At 59.9% G+C, this 16,689-nt stretch carries 14 protein-coding genes and 1 pseudogene; 9 read left to right on the top strand and 6 right to left on the bottom strand.

Going from position 1 to position 16,689, the window contains the following annotated elements; all coding sequences use genetic code 11:
- Positions 1-43: 43 nt before the first annotated feature.
- Entirely contained in the window at positions 44-1,945 is a 1,902-nt protein-coding gene (locus GA0061105_RS12185) for a potassium transporter Kup (protein WP_092750870.1), read from the bottom strand.
- Between the two features lie 805 nt (positions 1,946-2,750).
- Between GA0061105_RS12185 and GA0061105_RS12175 the strand changes: the two genes are divergently transcribed.
- The 4 genes from GA0061105_RS12175 to GA0061105_RS12165 all read left to right on the top strand — a co-directional run bounded on the left by GA0061105_RS12175 (position 2,751) and on the right by GA0061105_RS12165 (position 5,138).
- A complete protein-coding gene (locus GA0061105_RS12175; protein ID WP_064692949.1) occupies positions 2,751-3,182 on the top strand; it encodes a hypothetical protein in 432 nt (143 codons plus the stop codon).
- A gap of 560 nt (positions 3,183-3,742) precedes the next feature.
- Positions 3,743-3,934, top strand: coding sequence for a hypothetical protein (locus tag GA0061105_RS32830; protein ID WP_156668558.1), 192 nt, complete (start codon positions 3,743-3,745; stop codon positions 3,932-3,934).
- 31 nt (positions 3,935-3,965) lie between these two features.
- Positions 3,966-4,547: a hypothetical protein gene (locus GA0061105_RS12170; RefSeq protein WP_092750361.1), complete on the top strand. Its 582-nt coding sequence runs from the start codon at positions 3,966-3,968 to the stop codon at positions 4,545-4,547.
- Between the two features lie 381 nt (positions 4,548-4,928).
- A complete protein-coding gene (locus GA0061105_RS12165; RefSeq protein WP_064692952.1) occupies positions 4,929-5,138 on the top strand; it encodes a hypothetical protein in 210 nt (69 codons plus the stop codon).
- Here the strand turns inward: GA0061105_RS12165 and GA0061105_RS12160 are convergent.
- Complete coding sequence (locus GA0061105_RS12160; RefSeq protein ID WP_092750868.1) at positions 5,122-5,907, bottom strand: Crp/Fnr family transcriptional regulator; 786 nt, start codon at positions 5,905-5,907, stop codon at positions 5,122-5,124. The genes GA0061105_RS12165 and GA0061105_RS12160 overlap by 17 nt on opposite strands.
- 274 nt (positions 5,908-6,181) lie before the next feature.
- On the opposite strand from GA0061105_RS12160, the gene GA0061105_RS32390 reads away from it, so the two are divergent.
- A complete protein-coding gene (locus GA0061105_RS32390; protein ID WP_141130200.1) occupies positions 6,182-6,439 on the top strand; it encodes a DUF6894 family protein in 258 nt (85 codons plus the stop codon).
- A gap of 179 nt (positions 6,440-6,618) precedes the next feature.
- On the opposite strand, the pseudogene GA0061105_RS12155 reads toward GA0061105_RS32390, so the two are convergent.
- From GA0061105_RS12155 to GA0061105_RS12145, 3 genes and pseudogenes are all read right to left on the bottom strand, one after another.
- Positions 6,619-7,711: pseudogene (locus tag GA0061105_RS12155) on the bottom strand (sialidase family protein).
- A gap of 14 nt (positions 7,712-7,725) precedes the next feature.
- The gene (locus tag GA0061105_RS12150; protein WP_092750360.1) at positions 7,726-8,028 is read right to left on the bottom strand and encodes a hypothetical protein; all 303 of its coding nucleotides are present in this window, start codon (positions 8,026-8,028) and stop codon (positions 7,726-7,728) included.
- A 142-nt stretch (positions 8,029-8,170) separates the two neighbouring features.
- Positions 8,171-8,758: an SOS response-associated peptidase gene (locus GA0061105_RS12145; RefSeq protein ID WP_092750866.1), complete on the bottom strand. Its 588-nt coding sequence runs from the start codon at positions 8,756-8,758 to the stop codon at positions 8,171-8,173.
- A gap of 55 nt (positions 8,759-8,813) precedes the next feature.
- On the opposite strand from GA0061105_RS12145, the gene GA0061105_RS12140 reads away from it, so the two are divergent.
- Positions 8,814-9,311: an SOS response-associated peptidase family protein gene (locus tag GA0061105_RS12140; protein ID WP_208601648.1), complete on the top strand. Its 498-nt coding sequence runs from the start codon at positions 8,814-8,816 to the stop codon at positions 9,309-9,311.
- Here GA0061105_RS12140 and dinB read toward each other — a convergent pair.
- Positions 9,308-10,399, bottom strand: a complete 1,092-nt coding sequence (dinB, locus tag GA0061105_RS12135; RefSeq protein ID WP_092750358.1) for a DNA polymerase IV — start codon at positions 10,397-10,399, stop codon at positions 9,308-9,310. The two genes, GA0061105_RS12140 and dinB, sit on opposite strands and share 4 nt — an antisense overlap.
- A gap of 437 nt (positions 10,400-10,836) precedes the next feature.
- On the opposite strand from dinB, the gene GA0061105_RS12125 reads away from it, so the two are divergent.
- The 3 genes from GA0061105_RS12125 to GA0061105_RS12115 are packed head-to-tail and all read left to right on the top strand — an operon-like array spanning position 10,837 to position 16,296.
- Positions 10,837-11,598: an ImuA family protein gene (locus GA0061105_RS12125; protein WP_092750357.1), complete on the top strand. Its 762-nt coding sequence runs from the start codon at positions 10,837-10,839 to the stop codon at positions 11,596-11,598.
- The gene (locus GA0061105_RS12120) at positions 11,519-13,033 is read left to right on the top strand and encodes a Y-family DNA polymerase (RefSeq protein WP_208601641.1); all 1,515 of its coding nucleotides are present in this window, start codon (positions 11,519-11,521) and stop codon (positions 13,031-13,033) included. The genes GA0061105_RS12125 and GA0061105_RS12120 overlap by 80 nt, the downstream gene beginning before the upstream one ends.
- Positions 13,033-16,296, top strand: coding sequence for an error-prone DNA polymerase (locus GA0061105_RS12115; protein ID WP_092750356.1), 3,264 nt, complete (start codon positions 13,033-13,035; stop codon positions 16,294-16,296). Before GA0061105_RS12120 ends, GA0061105_RS12115 begins: the two co-directional genes overlap by 1 nt.
- Positions 16,297-16,689 lie beyond the last annotated feature (393 nt).

Below are 16,689 nucleotides of genomic sequence, written 5' to 3'. Positions count from 1 at the left end.
GGTTCCTCGCAATGTGGCAGAAGACCAGCGCGCACCGGCGCCGCTAAATGGTTGTCTGCAGCCCGAGTTCGACCACTCGCCCCGACGGCAGCCCGAAATAGTCTGTGGCATTGCTGGCATTCTGTGCGAGCGAGATAAACAGCCGGTCCTGCCAGAACGGCAGGCCACCTTTCCTCGACGGGAGGATAGTTCGGCGGGAGAGGAAGAACGAGGTCGACATGATATCGAACTTCAGGCCAAGCTTGCGGGCGAGGACGAGCGCACGAGGGATGTTGGGCGTCTCCATGTAGCCGAACGTGATCACCAGCCGGCTGAAGTGGGGATTGAAGCTCTCAAGGAAGATTTTCTCATCGTCCGGAACGAACGGCGTCGTCGAGGTGACAACGCTGAGAATGACGTTCTGCTCATGGAGAACCTTGTAGTGCTTTAGGCTGTGGAGCAGTGCGGTTGGCGCGCCTTCGATGTCGCTTGTCAGGAACATCGCAGTCCCAGGCACCGTGAGCGGCTTCTTCCGGGCCAGGTTATCGATGATCGCCGCGAGTGGGATTTCGTCGGCCTTGGTGCGGGCAGCAAGCAGCCGACGCCCCGCTGTCCATGTCTGCATGACGAGCGCCATCGTCGACGCCACCGCAACAGGAACCCACCCGCCCTCTGCGAACTTGGCAACGTTGGCGGCTAGAAATCCGGCGTCGATCAGTGAAATCGGCACCATGACGGCAAGAGCCGTCGCCAGCTTCCAGCTCCAGATACGGCGCATCACCACAAACAGTAGGATCGAAGTGATCAACATTTCGCCTGTCACGGCGATACCGTAGGCGGCGGATAGGGCGCTTGAATTCTGGAAGAAGAGCACGAGTGCAGCCACGAACATGAATAGCAGGTTGTTTACCTGCGGCATGAAGATCTGCCCGGATTGCGTCTCGGAGGTGTGGAGGATGCGCAGGCGCGGAAGCAGGTTAAGGTGCATCGCCTGACGGACGAGGGAATAAGCGCCGGAGATCACTGCCTGGCTGGCGATCACCGTTGCCGCGGTCGCGAGGCAGACCATCGGAATTCTCGCCCATTCCGGGTGCATGCTGAAAAAGGGATGCTCAGCCATGTGCGGGTGCGCGAGCACGAACGCGCCCTGCCCGAAATAATTCAGGAGCAGGCTAGGGAAGACGAGCGAAAACCACGCCGTGACAATCGGACGGCGTCCAAAATGTCCAAGGTCGACATAGAGGGCCTCGGCGCCGGTCACGGCAAGGAAGACGGCTCCGAGCACCGCGATGGCCGAGCCGATGTTGTTTGCGATATATCGGAGTGCGTGTACCGGATTGACTGCGCCCAACACCGACGGGTCGTCAAAGATGTGGATCGCACCGCTGACGCCAAGGACAACAAACCACAGAGCCGTTACGGGACCGAATACCGACGCCACCCCGCTCGTGCCGAACCGCTGGACGAAAAACAGAACGGCAATAATCGTAAGAGTGATAGGCACGACCCAGTTGGACAACGCCGGTGCAACCACCTCGATACCCTCAACCGCAGACAGAACGGAGATCGCCGGCGTGATGATTGCGTCGCCGAGAAAAAGCGAGGCTCCGATCACGCCGAGGACGAGAACCCACTTGGGCCGTCCGACAAGACCCTCGCGAGCGAGGGTCATGAGAGACAGGGTGCCGCCTTCACCCCGGTTGTCCGCCTTCAGCACGAACGTCACGTATTTCAACGTGACGACAATAGTGAGGGCCCATACAATCAATGACAGGATTCCAAGCACGTCGGCTCGATCCGCTTCCGAACCGCCGGTGGCATGGAGGGCTTCCCTGAACGCGTAGAGCGGGCTTGTCCCGATGTCACCATAGACGACGCCCAGGGCGGCGAGGACGAGAGACGGCAGTCCCTGCCCAGTCTGGTGTTCCAGTTCGGGATCCGCTGATCGCAGCTTGTTGTCGGTCAAATGGCGTTTCCAGTTGGCGAGCGATGACCGCGGAAAATTGCCACTAGCCCAGCTCGATGGCAATTCGAAAACGAACGCGAACGCCGCCTTCGTTGCCGCTGACGTATCGATGTTCTTCCGGGCGACACGATGACTGTCGCGGTTTATCGCTGGCGCGATGCTGAAATCGCGGTTCCACCCCTTTTCATCCGAGTCTGTCGTAGCCATACCCTACGGCAATTACACACTGCTTCGGCGTTCCCATGTCGTCTGGGGATCTGGGGATCTCTCAATGGTGAAATGCCAGCGCATCCCGCCACCCAGTTGATCTGCGGCGCCGACTGGTTTCAATTGCCCGCAGCTGGCATTGGACACCGGGGGCCTAGTACGATGCGCTCATTGCCACGAATTTCTTCCCCGGCGTGATCTGTTTTTCTCCTGTCGATGCTGTGTCTGCGTCGTACCTAGCTCAACGGCCATGCCGATGATGGGGCCGACGAACAGGAAGGCAATCAGCAGCTCTGGCTTATCTAAAGTCCGCATTAGTTATACCACCTGACACGCCTACTGCGGCAGCTCCGATGATCCGCCAAGGCGCTGCGAACAGCGCCGACCTTCGGCGCGATAGTGCATGCCCCTCTCCGGATTTCCCGCCAACATGGTAGGATGCGTGCATGATCCGCGAGAGTTAGCAAGAATGAGGTTGCGTACGCGGCCGAGCCAGGAGGTATCGAATTCAACCGTTTGGCTGGATCGCCATTGCGCCTTTTGTTGACTCTCTCTTGCAGTCAGTCGAAAAGAGACTTGGCTATAAGGGAGATGACTGATGGCTGAAGAGAACAATACCGGCCACGTTGCCGGGGTTGCGGAAACGGATGCGCCGATAAAAACAGACGTTAAGAAGCAGCGTGCACCGCGTCGTCCAAGGCAAGCCGCCGAGCCGGCTGCAGCCGCGACGGAGGCGGTGACCGAACCGTCGCCGGCGGCAGGTGCGACAAAAGCTGTTGGACGGGGCAGGGGAAGAAAGCCTAAGTCGCTCGAGGCGAAAGCCTCCGATCGCAAGAGCACCATCAAGGGGAGCGGGAGGAGAAAAATCGGGAAGCCTGCCGAGCAAACGGCAAAGGTACCCGCGCCCGTAATCGATGAGCTGGAAGATCTGATTCAGCTTGAAGAAGAGAACAAGCGGTTGCGAAAATTGCTGGCGGAAAAGCTGCGCCAGGAAAATACCGACCTCCGCAAACGGCTCGGGCTTGATTGATCAGCACACAGACATGTAAGTCGGCCGCCACAGCGGCCTCAGCCATCGGATCTTCAGCTGGAAAAATGTCGTCGGCGCGTCGTCGTGCCCGGCCGACCTGTGAGTGGGGATAGCACAGCTGCGACAGCATCGCAGCCCGGGTTGATCGAGGTGAACCGCCCATGAAAACACCGTGGAAATTCCTTGTCGAATTGACGTCGCGGCGACGATCCGCAAAGGGGCAGGAGAATTCGATCGGGCATGACACCGATCCCGCGGCTCAGGCTCACGAGGCGGAGCAGACGCCGGCACCTCATTCAACTGAAATCTCCACCTCCGGAGATCATGACCAGGCTGTTCCAGTCGATCGAGTGACAGCGGCATCGGATGAGAGCGAAGACAGTCTCGAAGCGTCGCAGATGTCGGCTCGGCCGGCCGGAGGCGAAGAGGCAGGGAAAGCCGAGCCAAGCGAATCTCGTCATTCGGATCTCGGGGCGGGTGTGCCGGCCGAGATAACTGTTAAGTCTCTGAGAAAGCCTCGCCCCGGCCGCCCGGGACGGACACAGGGAACCCGGGGAGCCGTGGTCGCGCGCAGCCCTGTCGCTCCCCATGAAGGTCAAGGCGTGCAGCGCCCATCTTCTCCGAATGCCTTCTTCGATGAAGTGGCAAGCCTTGATGAGGACATCAAAAAGCTGAGAAGTGAGCTTGCTCGCAAGCTCCAGCGTCAGAACGCCCAGCTCAAGACGATGCTGAAACGCTTCGACGTTTCTTGAGCTGGGCACAGCATGTAAAGGTCTAATATATATGAAAACACCGCAGCGGAAGTTCGTCGTCGAATTCAAGTCAGGCCGCCGGCGATCGACGATCCAGGCGGATTCGATCTGGGGAGACACCGATCTCAAGGCTATTGTCCGTCAGGCTGAGACGGAAGCGCCGCACCTGTTCGAAACAAAGCTGGCACCAGACGCCACCCGTCAAGCCGGCGAAGTGGCGCAGGACCAAAAGCCAGAAAACCAGCTCGCCGCGAGCGGTGGCGCCAACCAAAACCAGCCTGCCGCTGCTTTGACCGAACCGGTGCAAATCGGTCCATCGCGAAACGATCACGCTCACGTCGGCTCCGTCCTGAAATCGAAAAAACATTCGGTCAAAAGGCCAGCCCGAAAAGCGGCGACGCGCATTTACGAAAGACGCTCAGGAAATTGCGTCGATGGTGTAAGCGACGCGCGAGGCAAGAAATCTTCGGCCGCTTACGTCGAAGCACCAGTTGATGAGTTGGCTGCACTTGATGCGGAAAACCGACGCCTCAAGGCAATGCTGATTAAGCAACTCCACCTGGAGAACCTGCAGCTTCTAAAGATGCTGGAACGACATAAAAGTACTACTTAGTGCCATCCAATGAAATTTCGTCCGCAATAGCTGTGTAGCGCCTAAATGCGCAATGCCTACAAAACAACCTCATCTACTGATCTCCGCTCGCCTGCGGGGCTTTTTTGTTCGGCATCGTACCGGAACCGCAGACGGACAATCAAGTTAGCTCACTGGATCGCGGGAGGAAGCAGTACTTTCAGATCGCATGATGCCTTCCTCCTAGCGATCCACCCCATCCCCAGAGTTGGGTCGTGCGGAGGCAAGTTTCCGGTCTGCTCCCAAAGCGACGCTCCGCGCGGCCCGACGCCTCGATGCAGGCCGAACACTAAGTCGTGAGATCCTGCCAGGTTGAACCATCGCGCTAGCGCCCTACCCTTCGTGCAGGGGAGTGAGGGCGTTATGATCCTGTCCCAGGTATTCCAAACCCAAACCACGCTGAATGATGATGAAGTAGCCCTTTGCCAAAGGGTGTTCGATCACGTCGCACTGGTGAAGAAAATCACCGCGGACGCGGAGCGCCAGGACCTCGCCTCTCGTATTATTCAGTCCTATCAGCACGGCGTGAAGGATGAGGACAGTTTGTTGCGGCTGCTTATTGATTTTCGATAGTAGAACCGGACCACGTACTCCACGTCCCCTTTGGTCTTGCCGGCCTTTGATCGTCCGACGACTGAAACCCAAGAAGCCGTTCGTACTCGGCTTCCGGAGCGCCGTAACAACCATCGGCAACATCGAGGAGAACCTGGCGGTTCAAAATTTGGACGTTCCCTCGCGTCGACTTGATGGCGCGCATGCCCTCGAGGATATGCAGGTGGTCGGTGACACCAGACCGCCTGACGCCAAGCATCAACGCCAAAAACTCGTGAGTAAGGGGCATATCGTCCACGAGAAGACGGTCATGGCACATAAGCAGCCATCTCGCGAGGCGCTGGTGCATGTTGTATCGACCCGCCGCCAAGGCCGAATGAGCCAGTTGCATCTCTTGCGTGTGAACGTAGCGGAGAAAGATCAGACGAACTGCCTCGTCGCGCAAAAGCGAAAGGAAACGGCTGGTGGGCAGTTCCAGGCCGCCTCCTGAAACCTGCATGGAAGTTGGGTTTGGCGTCCGATCGACGCCGAGCAATACCGGATATCCGCTCATCCCTTCGTATCCAAGCTGACCTATCTCGATGCCCATGCCGTTTGAAGCCACCGCCACCATTGAAGCCAGGCCGCTCTCGATGAAACGAACGTGGTCAATGGGTTGATTAGGTTCAACAAGCGAGCGGCGAACCGGAAGATCAACGGGCTTCAGGTGTGATGCGATATGGTCAAATGCTTGCTCAGGAAGCCTCCGCAGCAACTTATTCCTGGTATCTTTTTGCGCAATGTTTGTCATAGCGTCGCCTCCGTCTGTCTGCGTTGGCATACGTCATTTGCCGCTTCAGACCCGTTCGCCCTCTTAAAACGCACGAGCGAGGCAATCGATACTGTTTTAATCCCAATTGCTAATGCGTTCTACTCCAGCGGAACCTCCACGTGAGAATATGGTTTGGCGACAAGCTGCAGGAAAGTGTCACCTGTGAAAGCTGCCCTGGAAGCCTCCATCTCAGTCGCCAACGTGCAGGTGATTGCCAGACGCGGGAACCACTGGAGTTGGGGAGTGCAGGCTGTTGCCCACCTATTATTTTCACATCAAACACGCTGACTACGTCGTGCCCGACCCAGATGGTGAGACATTCCCGGACTTGGACGCAGCAAGAAAAGAGGCTGGCGAAGCCCTCAGAGAACTAGTTGCCAGAGCCATCTTATCCAATCAGGCGGAGCTCCCGCAGGCAATCGAGATTCGCGACACCCAGGGTCATCTGGCTGCCGAAGTTCATATCGAAGCAGCGATACCCCAGATCGCGCATCGAAACCGAGATCAATAGCGCCCGGTAACCAGTTGATCTTCAACCAGTGATATCGGCCCTCCCTCGGCCATACGTGGCCAGCTCGAGTGACGAGCAGGTACCGGGAATGCCTAAAGCGGCTAGGACCTGACCGTGGAAACCGCGGTCCGACATCGTTTGCGCCAATCTGATGTGAGCGAACACAAGAAACTCCTTTTTCAGTCTCTTGTCAGTGTAATGACGGAAGCGGCGATGTAGCGCTCGTCGCCGTTACCATCGTTAAAGTAGTAGACTGCCAGGATCGAGCCTTCGCCAGTCTTCGCGACACGAGGGTAGCCGAGATCAGCCGTGCCGCCGTCGCACCGGATGATCGTCTCGGCGCTCCATGTTCTACCCTCGTCGGTACTGACGCGCATCCTGATGCCGAAGGGTGGATCACGATAGCCATAGACAAGGACGAGCATCCCGGCGTGCGACACGAGGCCCGGCGGATTGCCATTGCTGCCAGTGTCGACGACAGAGCCTTTCGAAGTCCAAGTCTTGCCGCGATCGGTCGAAGCGAAGGCTTCTATCCAGCCTTTGTCGCAGCCGGTTCCCATGCAGCGCGTCAGGGTCAAGATGGTCCCGCTCGAGAGCATCGTAGATGCCGGCATGATCGAATACCCGGCAGGTGCGGCATCGACAAAGCCTTGAATGACGAAGGTGCGCCCGCCATCCTCCGTGCGTGCTGCAGAACACCCTGCCTTCGGCTCCATCGTGTTTGGAGGTACTCAGCAGGAAGAGGGCATCGTCCGTGCCAAGGGCAACAATATCGGTGCGCGCTGAGATCGGAAGATCCAAACCGGTGAAACGATATGGGCCCTGCCACGTCAGCGCACGATCCCGGCTGACATAGAACCAGCTCATTGCATCGCCATGCACATCGGTTCTGGCGCACATGACGATCGTCTCAGCGTCGTGAAAGTCTATGGGATCATCCAGACCACATAGGTCGTTGTCGATCGACAGATGCGGGCGAACCTTGAGATCGGAACTCAGGTGTTCATCGGCCGAAAGCGAAAGCCCGCCCGGCACATGGCCTGAGAACGATTCGCTCGTCCAGGTAAGGCCGCCATCTAAGCTGCGTGCCTGCCATGGTACGAACGGGTAATTATGGTCCAGTTCGTGGATCTCCCCTTTCGGTCCGAGTTTGCCACGTGCGAAAACGGCGACCATTTCATCATCCCAAGACCATAGCCCAAAGTTCGCTGGCCAGCCCGCGAACTCGCCGGGCTTGCGGTAGACTTCGATATGGCGGAATTGCACATCCATCGGGGCTTCCGCTGTCATAGTGTCTCGACAGGAAGCGCCCGAACAAGCAGTTCTTTCTGCCTGAGCAGTTGTTCGAGTTTACGTCGATACTGGTACCACCACGTCCGGTCCAGATCGTCCACCATGACTTCGATCACAATAACCTCATCCTCCTCCTCTCTCGCACCGTTCGACCAAAGTCCTTCTGCGGGCGAGTTGAGATAGGCCGTCGCGCCACCGAACCGCTCCGTCATCTCGCGCTGGACGGTGGCAATGAGGTCTTCGGCATTGACACCTGCTTGCGACGCCGCTGGAATAAACATCTGTACCAAATGCATGGTTCATCTCCTTGCCTCGGAAACATCGGGCATCTGACGAGGTTCCATTAATGGTGAGTGCGCGGCGTCGCTGCGCACAGCGTTCAGGCCAAAGGGTGCGATCTCAAAGACTTGTTGGCCTCATGCGAGCAGTCGCCTCCTTTCAGCCGACTTGCTCCACCGCGAGGGCTCCTGCCGGCAGCGGCTTGATCAGCGACTTTGCCGAAACGGTCGGATCGAGCCAGTCAGCCCTGGCATCGCGCTCGAGGATGACGATCTGCCGATCATGATAGGGCACAATGTCTGGCCCGGGATCCATTGTCAGCATTGTGAAGGCTTGGCCGTCCGGCGTCTCTCGCCAGATGCCGGCTATGCAGAAGATCGGCTCGTCCTTCTTCGTGAACAGCCATTTGTCCTTCTTTTTCTTTTTCGGGTCCTTCGGATCGGTGAACTCGTAAAAGCCGTCGGCGATGATCAGGCAGCGATTGGAGGTGAACTCGCGGCCTTCCGACCGGAAATTATACACCGGCCGCTTGTTCGGCCCTGGCCAGCTCCAGCGCCGCTGCACGAGCTCGGCCTCGTCGCGGGCTCCGTCGATCGTTTTTACGATCGGGCCGAGATCGGTTATCTTGATGTCCTCACGCGGTTCGAGGTTCGGTATGCCTTCGCCAAAGCGGATCTTGATTTTCAGATCGGCGAAATCCCTCGCGATGGAGGCAGCATCAACCATCAGCCGATAATCATTGCACATGCGTCCCCCTTTCGGTTTGGTTGCTTCGAAAATGTGTTCCTGATATGTTCTGAACATCATGAGCGCGAAGGTTTTCCAGTCCGACGCCCCGCTTGATGAGCGCCGCGTCATCATAAGACGTCATGATGGCGATGTGGAGATGGTGGAGCTGCCATGGGGGTTGCGCTCCCGCGACGGCGGGCCGCGCCCCGTCAGCGTCGTCAGGTCGGAGGGAAGGACGTTCCCGACCCATCGGTGTTTGGTGCCGGCTTCAGAGTTTCGCCACAAGAGCTTCAGCTTTTCGCTCGCCACGGGCGACTGGTTCTATTTCGCGGGGATCTGGCGGCCGGCGACTGACGATTGGCCGGAGGTCTACGCTATCCTGACCATCGAGGCGAATGCCGACATCGCGCCGTTTCACGCCCGGCAGATGGCGGTGCTGACACGGGATCGACGGATGGCCTGGCTCGAGGGACTGGTTCCCGAAGAGGAAATCCTCCGTCCGCTGCCGGCGGGGACGTTCCGGATCAAGCGCCACCCGGGCGCCCCCGCCCAGCGGGCGATGGCGCTCTAAAGCGCCAGCCTCAACTGTGGCTCGGTTCCATTGGCCTGCCGTTCCAGCGAGGACAAGGTGACGCCGAGCAGGCGGATGCCTTTTCTCGGCGGAAAAATCGGTAAAAGCAGGAAGCCGATGATCTCTTCGAGATCGGCGATCGCCGGCAGAGGTGCGGGAAGCGTCTTGCTGCGGGTAATCTGATTGAAGTCGCCATATTTAACCTTCAGCGTCACCGTCTTGGCTCCGATCCCATTGGCCTCGCAGTAACTCCACACTTTTTCGATCAGCGGCTGAAGCCATTCACGGGCCGGTTCATAGGTATGGAGGTCTTGCGAAAAGGTGTCTTCCGCGCCGACGGATTTGCGGACCCGGTTGGGCTTGACCTGGCGCTGGTCGATGCCGCGGACGATTCCATAAAAATATGGTCCCGATTTCCCGAAGTGCTCCACCAGGAACTCGATCGTCTGCTGCTTGAGATCGGCGCCGATTTCGATTCCGAGCCGGTGCATCTTCTCCGCCGTCGCGGGGCCGACACCATGGAACTTCTTGACGGGGAGGGCCTCGACAAAGGCCGGGCCATTCTTCGGCGTGATCACGGCCTGGCCGTTTGGTTTGTTCAAGTCGCTTGCCATCTTGGCCAGGAACTTATTGTAGGAGATTCCCGCCGACGCGTTGAGGCCGGTGACCTGCCTGATCCTGGCGCGGATCTCCGACGCGATCTCGGTGGCGATCTCCATACCCTTCAGATTTTCAGTGACATCGAGATAGGCCTCGTCGAGCGACAGCGGCTCGATCATTGGCGTGTATTCGGCAAAAATCTCGCGGATCTGCTGCGACACTGCCTTGTAGACATCGAAGCGCGGCGGCACGAAGATCAGCTCGGGACATTTTCGTTTGGCAGTCACCGACGGCATCGCCGAATGGACGCCGAATTTGCGAGCCTCATAGCTTGCCGCCGCCACCACGCCGCGCGCCGCCGATCCGCCGACGGCGATCGGCTTGCCGCGCAAGTTCGGATTATCGCGCTGCTCGACGGAGGCATAAAACGCATCCATGTCTATGTGAACGATCTTGCGCGGCCGCTTGCTGCCTTCGTCGTTTATCATGGCCCAGCTTCCATCAGGACCGTATCTTTCAGACATGGGAAGTGCGCGCCGCATTTGTCACCCTCGGGCGCTTGCATGCGCTCGCAGCCCATGGCCATCCGACGGCGAAGTATAGCGAAGGTTACACCGGCGCCAAATGTCTTCACCAGCAGCGAGCGCTCGAGCGTGCAGTGGCGACCGCATGGCCGACAGACGAAGTCGATGATCGGCTCACGGCGATCCCTCAGTCTCGGATTCAAATCGTTCACAGCCACCGGTCGCGCCATGCAAAAAATCTCCATCATCCCATCCGATTGAATCCGTTGCCAGATTTTTTAGATGGGCACTCTCGCTCAACTTCCCCGCGCCAGCTGCGCATTGACTCGTTTTCACTTTGAGAACAAATAAAGAACATATCGCCTCTTCTCAAGTCGAAAACGGGTTGTCGCAAGGAGATCATGACTACAGCCGTCGCCACTTCGAATGCCGTTCTCGACGAACTGCGCGAGAAAATCGCGAGCTTGGAGGGGACCGATTCACGCCGCCGCAGTGTCCTGCCGTTCGAGGTCGATGCGATCGATAGGCAACTGCCAGGAGGCGGCCTCGCCTATGGCGCGCTGCATGAAGTCGCCGGCGGTGGGAACGGTGCGATTGACGGGGCGGCCGCGGCCCTCTTCATCGGCGGCATCGCGGCCCGCACCACCGGCAAGGTCGTCTGGTGCCTGACGCGCTTTGATCTCTTCTTTCCCGCACTTGCCCAGGTCGGGCTTCACCCTGATCGCGTCATCTTCGTCGAGTGCGACAAGGAAGAGACGGTGCTCGCAAGCTTCGAGGAGGCATTGCGTTACGGTGGGCTTGGCGCCGTCGTCGCCGAAATGGTGCGCCTGCCGATGACGGCGTCGCGCCGGCTGCAGCTCGCGGCGGAGAAGTCCGGAACCTTGGGCCTGATCATCCGCCGCTGGCGCCGCCAGACGGAAGCGTCGGATTTCGGCATGCCGACGGCCGCGGCAACGCGCTGGCGGATCTCGGTGCTGCCGTCCGAGCCGCTTCCCGTGCCGGGTGTCGGCCGGGCGCGCTGGCTGGCAGAGCTCATGCGGGTCAGGGCAGGCGAGGGAGAAGAATTTATTATCGGAGCATGTAATGGCCAGGGTCGTATCTGTCTTTCTTCCGACACTGCCGACCGACCGGATCAGGCGAGCCGATCCTTCGCTCTCTCCTGACGCGCCGATGGTGGTGATCGCCAGGAGCGGTTCAAAGCGATGGGTTGCGGCGGCGGATCGGGCAGCGCTCGAACTTGGCCTTCGTGTCGGCATGCCGACCGCCAAGGCGCAGGCGCTGGTCCGGGGCCTGACGATGATCGACGCCGACCCGGCGGCGGACCTTGCGGCGCTCGAACGGCTGACGCTCTGGGCCTTGTCGCACTATTCGCCCATCGTTGCCATGGATCCTCCTAATGGCATCGTCATGGATACCGAAGGCGCCGATCATCTGCAGGGTGGCGAGGAGCTGATGCTGTCGGGCCTCGTCAATCGCCTGCGCGGCCGAGGTCTCTCAGCGCGAGCGGCGATCGCCGACACGTGGGGTGCCGCGCATGCGCTCGCCCGATCCAAGGATCGAGAGACGATCATCATCCCGCGAGGTAAGACCGCCAAGGCGGTGAACTGGTTGCCGCTATCGTCGCTGCGGCTGCCGGTCGAGGTCGTCGGAAGCCTGCGCACCCTCGGCTTTGCCACCATCGGCGATCTCGCCGCCACGCCGCGGCCGCCGCTGATCCTGCGCTTCGGGCCGGAGGTCGGACGGCGTCTCGATCAGATCTTCGGAAGGCTCGCCGAGCCCATCGATCCGATCCGCACGGTAGAGCTGGTCGAGGTCCAAAAATCTTTTGCCGAACCGATTGGCGCACGCGAAACGATCGAGAAATATGTCGGCCGCCTGGTGCGGCAGCTCTGTCTGGAGCTCGAGAAGCGCGGACTTGGCGTGCGGCGCGCGGACCTCATCGTCCACCGCGTCGACAACACCCTTCAGTCGCTGCGGGCAGGCACGGCCAAGCCGGTCCGCGATATCGCCTGGCTGACAAAACTCTTCCGTGATCGCATCGAGAAGATCGAGCCAGGTTTTGGTATCGAGAAGCTCAGTCTGGCTGCGATCATTGCCGAGCCGCTTGTCGAAGTGCAGTCGGCCTCGTCACTGATCGAAGAACAGGTGACCGATGTGACGCCGCTGATCGACGTGCTTGGTAATCGCGGCGGCCAGCGGATCTTCCGCGTCGCGCCGGTCGCAAGTGACGTTCCGGAGCGCAGCGTTCAGCGGATCGCGCCGACGGCCGACGAGGATGGCGCCACCTGGCCGATGCATTGGCCGCGGCCATCCAGGCTTTTGGCGCTCCCGGAGGCAATCGAGGTGATCGCGCTTCTACCCGACCATCCGCCGGTCTCGTTTACCTGGCGCGGCAAGCGGCGCCGGGTGAAGCGCGCCGACGGCCCGGAGCGCATCTTCGGTGAGTGGTGGCAAAGGAGCTCCGAATGGATCGCCGTTCGCGACTACTTCGTCGTCGAGGATGACGCCGGCGAGCGTTTCTGGATTTTCCGCTCCGGCGATGGCCTCGATGCCGAGACCGGATCGCGCAAATGGTTCCTGCATGGAGTGTTTGCCTGATGCGCTACGCCGAACTGCAGGTTACCACGCATTTCTCATTCTTGAGGGGCGCAAGCTCGGCGGAAGAATTGTTTGCCACCGCAAAACTGATGGGCATCAAGGCGCTGGGCATTGTCGACCGCAACAGCCTCGCAGGTATCGTTCGGGCGCTGGAAGCCTCGCGCGCCACCGGGCTGCGGCTGGTCGTCGGCTGTCGGCTCGATCTGGCCGACGGCATGTCGGTCCTGGTTTATCCCACAGACCGGGCTGCCTATTCGCGGCTGACGCGGTTGCTGACGCTGGGCAAGGGCCGGGGCGGGAAAGCCAACTGCATCCTGCATTTTGACGATGTAGCGCTCTATGCCGAGGGGCTGATCGGCGTACTCGTGCCGGACATGCCGGACGAGCCCTGCGCCGTGCAGCTCAGGAAGATGGCGGAAGTCTTTGGTGACCGTGCCTATGTTTCCCTCTGCCTACGCCGGCGCCCGAACGATCAGTTGCGGCTGCATCAGCTCTCGAACCTGGCGGCAAAGTATAGGGTGAAGACGGTTGTCACTAATGACGTGCTATTTCATGAGCCCGGCCGACGACAGCTGCAGGATGTCGTCACCTGCATTCGCACCGGCACCACCATCGACGATGTCGGCTTCGAGCGCGAGCGGCATGCCGACCGTTTTCTCAAGCCGCCGGAAGAAATGGCGCGTCTCTTCCCTCGCTACCATGAATCGCTGGCGCGGACGATGGAGATCGTCGCGACCTGCAGGTTTTCACTCGAGGAGCTCGTCTATCAATATCCCGAGGAGGCGCTGATCCCGGGCATGACCGCACAGCAGTCGCTCGAGCACTACACCTGGCAGGGCGTCAAGACTCGCTATCCCGAGGGGCTACCGGCACATGTCGAGAAGACAATCCGCCACGAACTGGCGCTCATCGAGACGATGAGATACGCCCCCTATTTTTTGACGGTGTTCTCGATCGTCCGCTATGCCCGATCGCAGAGCATCCTCTGCCAGGGCAGGGGCTCGGCCGCCAATTCCGCCGTCTGCTATGTGCTTGGCATCACCTCGATCGATCCCGAAACCAATGATCTCCTCTTCGAACGCTTCGTCAGTCAAGAGCGCGACGAGCCGCCCGACATCGATGTCGACTTCGAGCACGAGCGGCGCGAGGAAGTGATCCAATGGATCTACAAGACCTACGGCCGTGACAAGGCGGCGCTCTGCTCGACAGTGACCCGTTATCGCGCCAAGGGCGCGATCCGCGATGTCGGCAAGGCGCTTGGCCTGCCCGAGGACCTGATCAAGGCGCTCTCCTCCGGCATCTGGTCATGGTCGGAAGCGGTCGGTGAGAGCCAAGTGCGCGACCTTGGTCTCAATCCCGACGACAGACGTCTCGCTCTGACGCTGCGGCTTTCGCAGCAACTGATGGGGGCGCCACGGCATCTCGGCCAGCATCCCGGCGGATTCGTTCTGACGCACGACAGGCTAGATCATCTCGTGCCGATCGAACCGGCGGCGATGGTCGACCGCCAGGTAATCGAATGGGACAAGGACGACGTCGAAGCGCTCAAAATGATGAAAGTCGATGTCTTGGCCTTGGGCATGCTGACCTGCATGGCCAAGGCCTTCTCGCTGATCCGCGAACATAAACATCAGGATCTCGGTCTAGCGACAATCCCGCAGGAGGACCCGGCGACCTATGCGATGATCCGAAAGGCCGACACGCTCGGCACGTTCCAGATCGAATCCCGTGCACAGATGTCGATGCTGCCGCGCATGAAGCCCAGAACCTTCTACGATCTCGTCATCCAGGTGGCGATCGTCCGTCCCGGGCCAATCCAGGGGGACATGGTGCATCCCTATCTCCGGCGACGCGAAGGCAAGGAGAAGGTCGAATATCCGACCCCTGAGTTGGAAGCGGTGCTCCACAAGACGCTCGGCGTGCCGCTGTTCCAGGAGTCGGCGATGAAGGTGGCGATGGTCTGTGCGGGCTTTACCGGCGGCGAAGCCGACCAGCTCCGAAAATCCATGGCGACCTTCAAGTTCACCGGCGGGGTTTCGCGCTTCCAGGACAAGCTTGTGAACGGGATGATCAAAAACGGATACTCGAAGGAATTTGCCGATAAGACCTTCTCGCAGCTCGAAGGCTTCGGTTCTTATGGATTTCCCGAAAGCCATGCCGCCTCTTTCGCGCTGATCGCCTACGCCAGCAACTATGTGAAATGCCATTTTCCGGATGTCTTCTGCGCGGCGCTGTTGAACGCGCAGCCAATGGGTTTTTACGCCCCCGCCCAGATCGTCGCCGACGCGAGCAAGCACGGTGTCGAGATCCGTGCTGTCTGCGTCAACAAATCACGCTGGGATTGCACGCTCGAGCCGATCAAAGGAACAGAGCGCCACGCAGTCCGGCTTGGGATGCGTCTGGTGCGCGGTTTGGCAACCGCCGACGCGGCGCGCATCGTCGCCGCCCGCGCCGATGAGCCCTTCTCATCCGTCGACGAGATGTGGCGGCGCTCGGCCGTACCCGCTGCCTCGCTCGTCGAACTTGCCGAAGCCGATGCTTTCCTGCCGTCATTACGCCTCGAGCGGCGCGACGCGCTCTGGGCGATCAAGGCGCTACGCGACGAACCGCTGCCGCTGTTTACGGCGGCGGCGGAGCGCGAGGCGCGGGTAATCGCCGAGCAGCAGGAGCCGGAAGTCGAACTGCGGCAGATGACCGATGGCCACAACGTCATCGAGGATTACAGTCATACCGGCCTGACCCTCCGGGAACACCCTTTGCGATTCCTGCGGGCCGACCTTGCCAGGCGCCGGATCGTCACCTGTGCCGAGGCGACGGCGGCGCGTGACGGGCAATGGCTGATGGCCGCTGGCCTGGTGCTGGTGCGCCAGCGGCCTGGATCGGCCAAGGGCGTGATGTTCATCACCATCGAGGACGAGACCGGCATTGCCAATGTCGTCGTCTGGCCAAAACTGTTCGAACGATCACGCCGAGTGGTGCTCGGCGCCAGCATGATGGCGATCAACGGCAGGATCCAACGCGAAGGCGAGGTGGTTCACCTCGTCGCCCAGCAGCTGTTTGATCTTTCGAGCAATCTGTCAGGGCTTGCCGAGCGCGACCGAGCATTCCATTTGCCGACCGGTCGCGGTGACGAGTTCGCTCATGGTTCGCCGGGCAGCCCGGATTCACGCGAAAAGGTGCCGCCGGGCGTTCGGGCGAGGGACATGTTCGTGCCCGATCTCCATATCGATACGCTGAAGATCAAGAGCCGAAATTTTCAGTAGTCTTGCAGGCGGTCGACTGGGTCGGCAGTTCAATTCCCTTCACATCAGGTCTTTTGTCAATTGTTCATCTGAGTGGCATCAAAAATTGCTCCTTTTTGAGCGGATCCACGGTCTGGGCCCATTGCGATTACCGGCCCGCTTCTCGAGCCTGTACAACCTCACATGCGGTCGCCGCTCTTTGGCGGCAGGCACCAATTTCCCGCTTTCGCGAGCGCGGGCTCAGGAGAACGGGACCAATCTCAACATCGGCGGTTGAAGCCAAAAGGAATCCCGGTCCGTTCACCTGGATCCGTCAGGGCTGATCACACCCTGAGGATTAGAATTTGCGTTTCACAGGCGCTTCCCGCTTCAGGCGGTTTTCATTATTGCACCTTCGATCACGACGCCGGAGCT

This window comes from Rhizobium aethiopicum (assembly GCF_900094625.1).
Classification (GTDB): Bacteria; Pseudomonadota; Alphaproteobacteria; order Rhizobiales; family Rhizobiaceae; genus Rhizobium; species Rhizobium aethiopicum.
The sequence above is the reverse complement of the archived record's forward strand: the minus strand, read 5'-3'. Positions and strand labels throughout refer to the sequence as shown.

Excerpts from the sequence above, each read along its gene's own strand:
- GA0061105_RS12175 (WP_064692949.1), top strand. The coding sequence starts at position 2,751 with ATGGCTGAAGAGAACAATACCGGCCACGTTGCCGGGGTTGCGGAAACG.
- GA0061105_RS12170 (WP_092750361.1), top strand. The coding sequence starts at position 3,966 with ATGAAAACACCGCAGCGGAAGTTCGTCGTCGAATTCAAGTCAGGCCGC.
- GA0061105_RS12165 (WP_064692952.1), top strand. The coding sequence starts at position 4,929 with ATGATCCTGTCCCAGGTATTCCAAACCCAAACCACGCTGAATGATGAT.
- GA0061105_RS12160 (WP_092750868.1), bottom strand. The coding sequence starts at position 5,907 with ATGACAAACATTGCGCAAAAAGATACCAGGAATAAGTTGCTGCGGAGG.
- GA0061105_RS12150 (WP_092750360.1), bottom strand. The coding sequence starts at position 8,028 with ATGCATTTGGTACAGATGTTTATTCCAGCGGCGTCGCAAGCAGGTGTC.
- GA0061105_RS12145 (WP_092750866.1), bottom strand. The coding sequence starts at position 8,758 with ATGTGCAATGATTATCGGCTGATGGTTGATGCTGCCTCCATCGCGAGG.
- dinB (WP_092750358.1), bottom strand. The coding sequence starts at position 10,399 with ATGATAAACGACGAAGGCAGCAAGCGGCCGCGCAAGATCGTTCACATA.
- GA0061105_RS12125 (WP_092750357.1), top strand. The coding sequence starts at position 10,837 with ATGACTACAGCCGTCGCCACTTCGAATGCCGTTCTCGACGAACTGCGC.
- GA0061105_RS12120 (WP_208601641.1), top strand. The coding sequence starts at position 11,519 with ATGGCCAGGGTCGTATCTGTCTTTCTTCCGACACTGCCGACCGACCGG.
- GA0061105_RS12115 (WP_092750356.1), top strand. The coding sequence starts at position 13,033 with ATGCGCTACGCCGAACTGCAGGTTACCACGCATTTCTCATTCTTGAGG.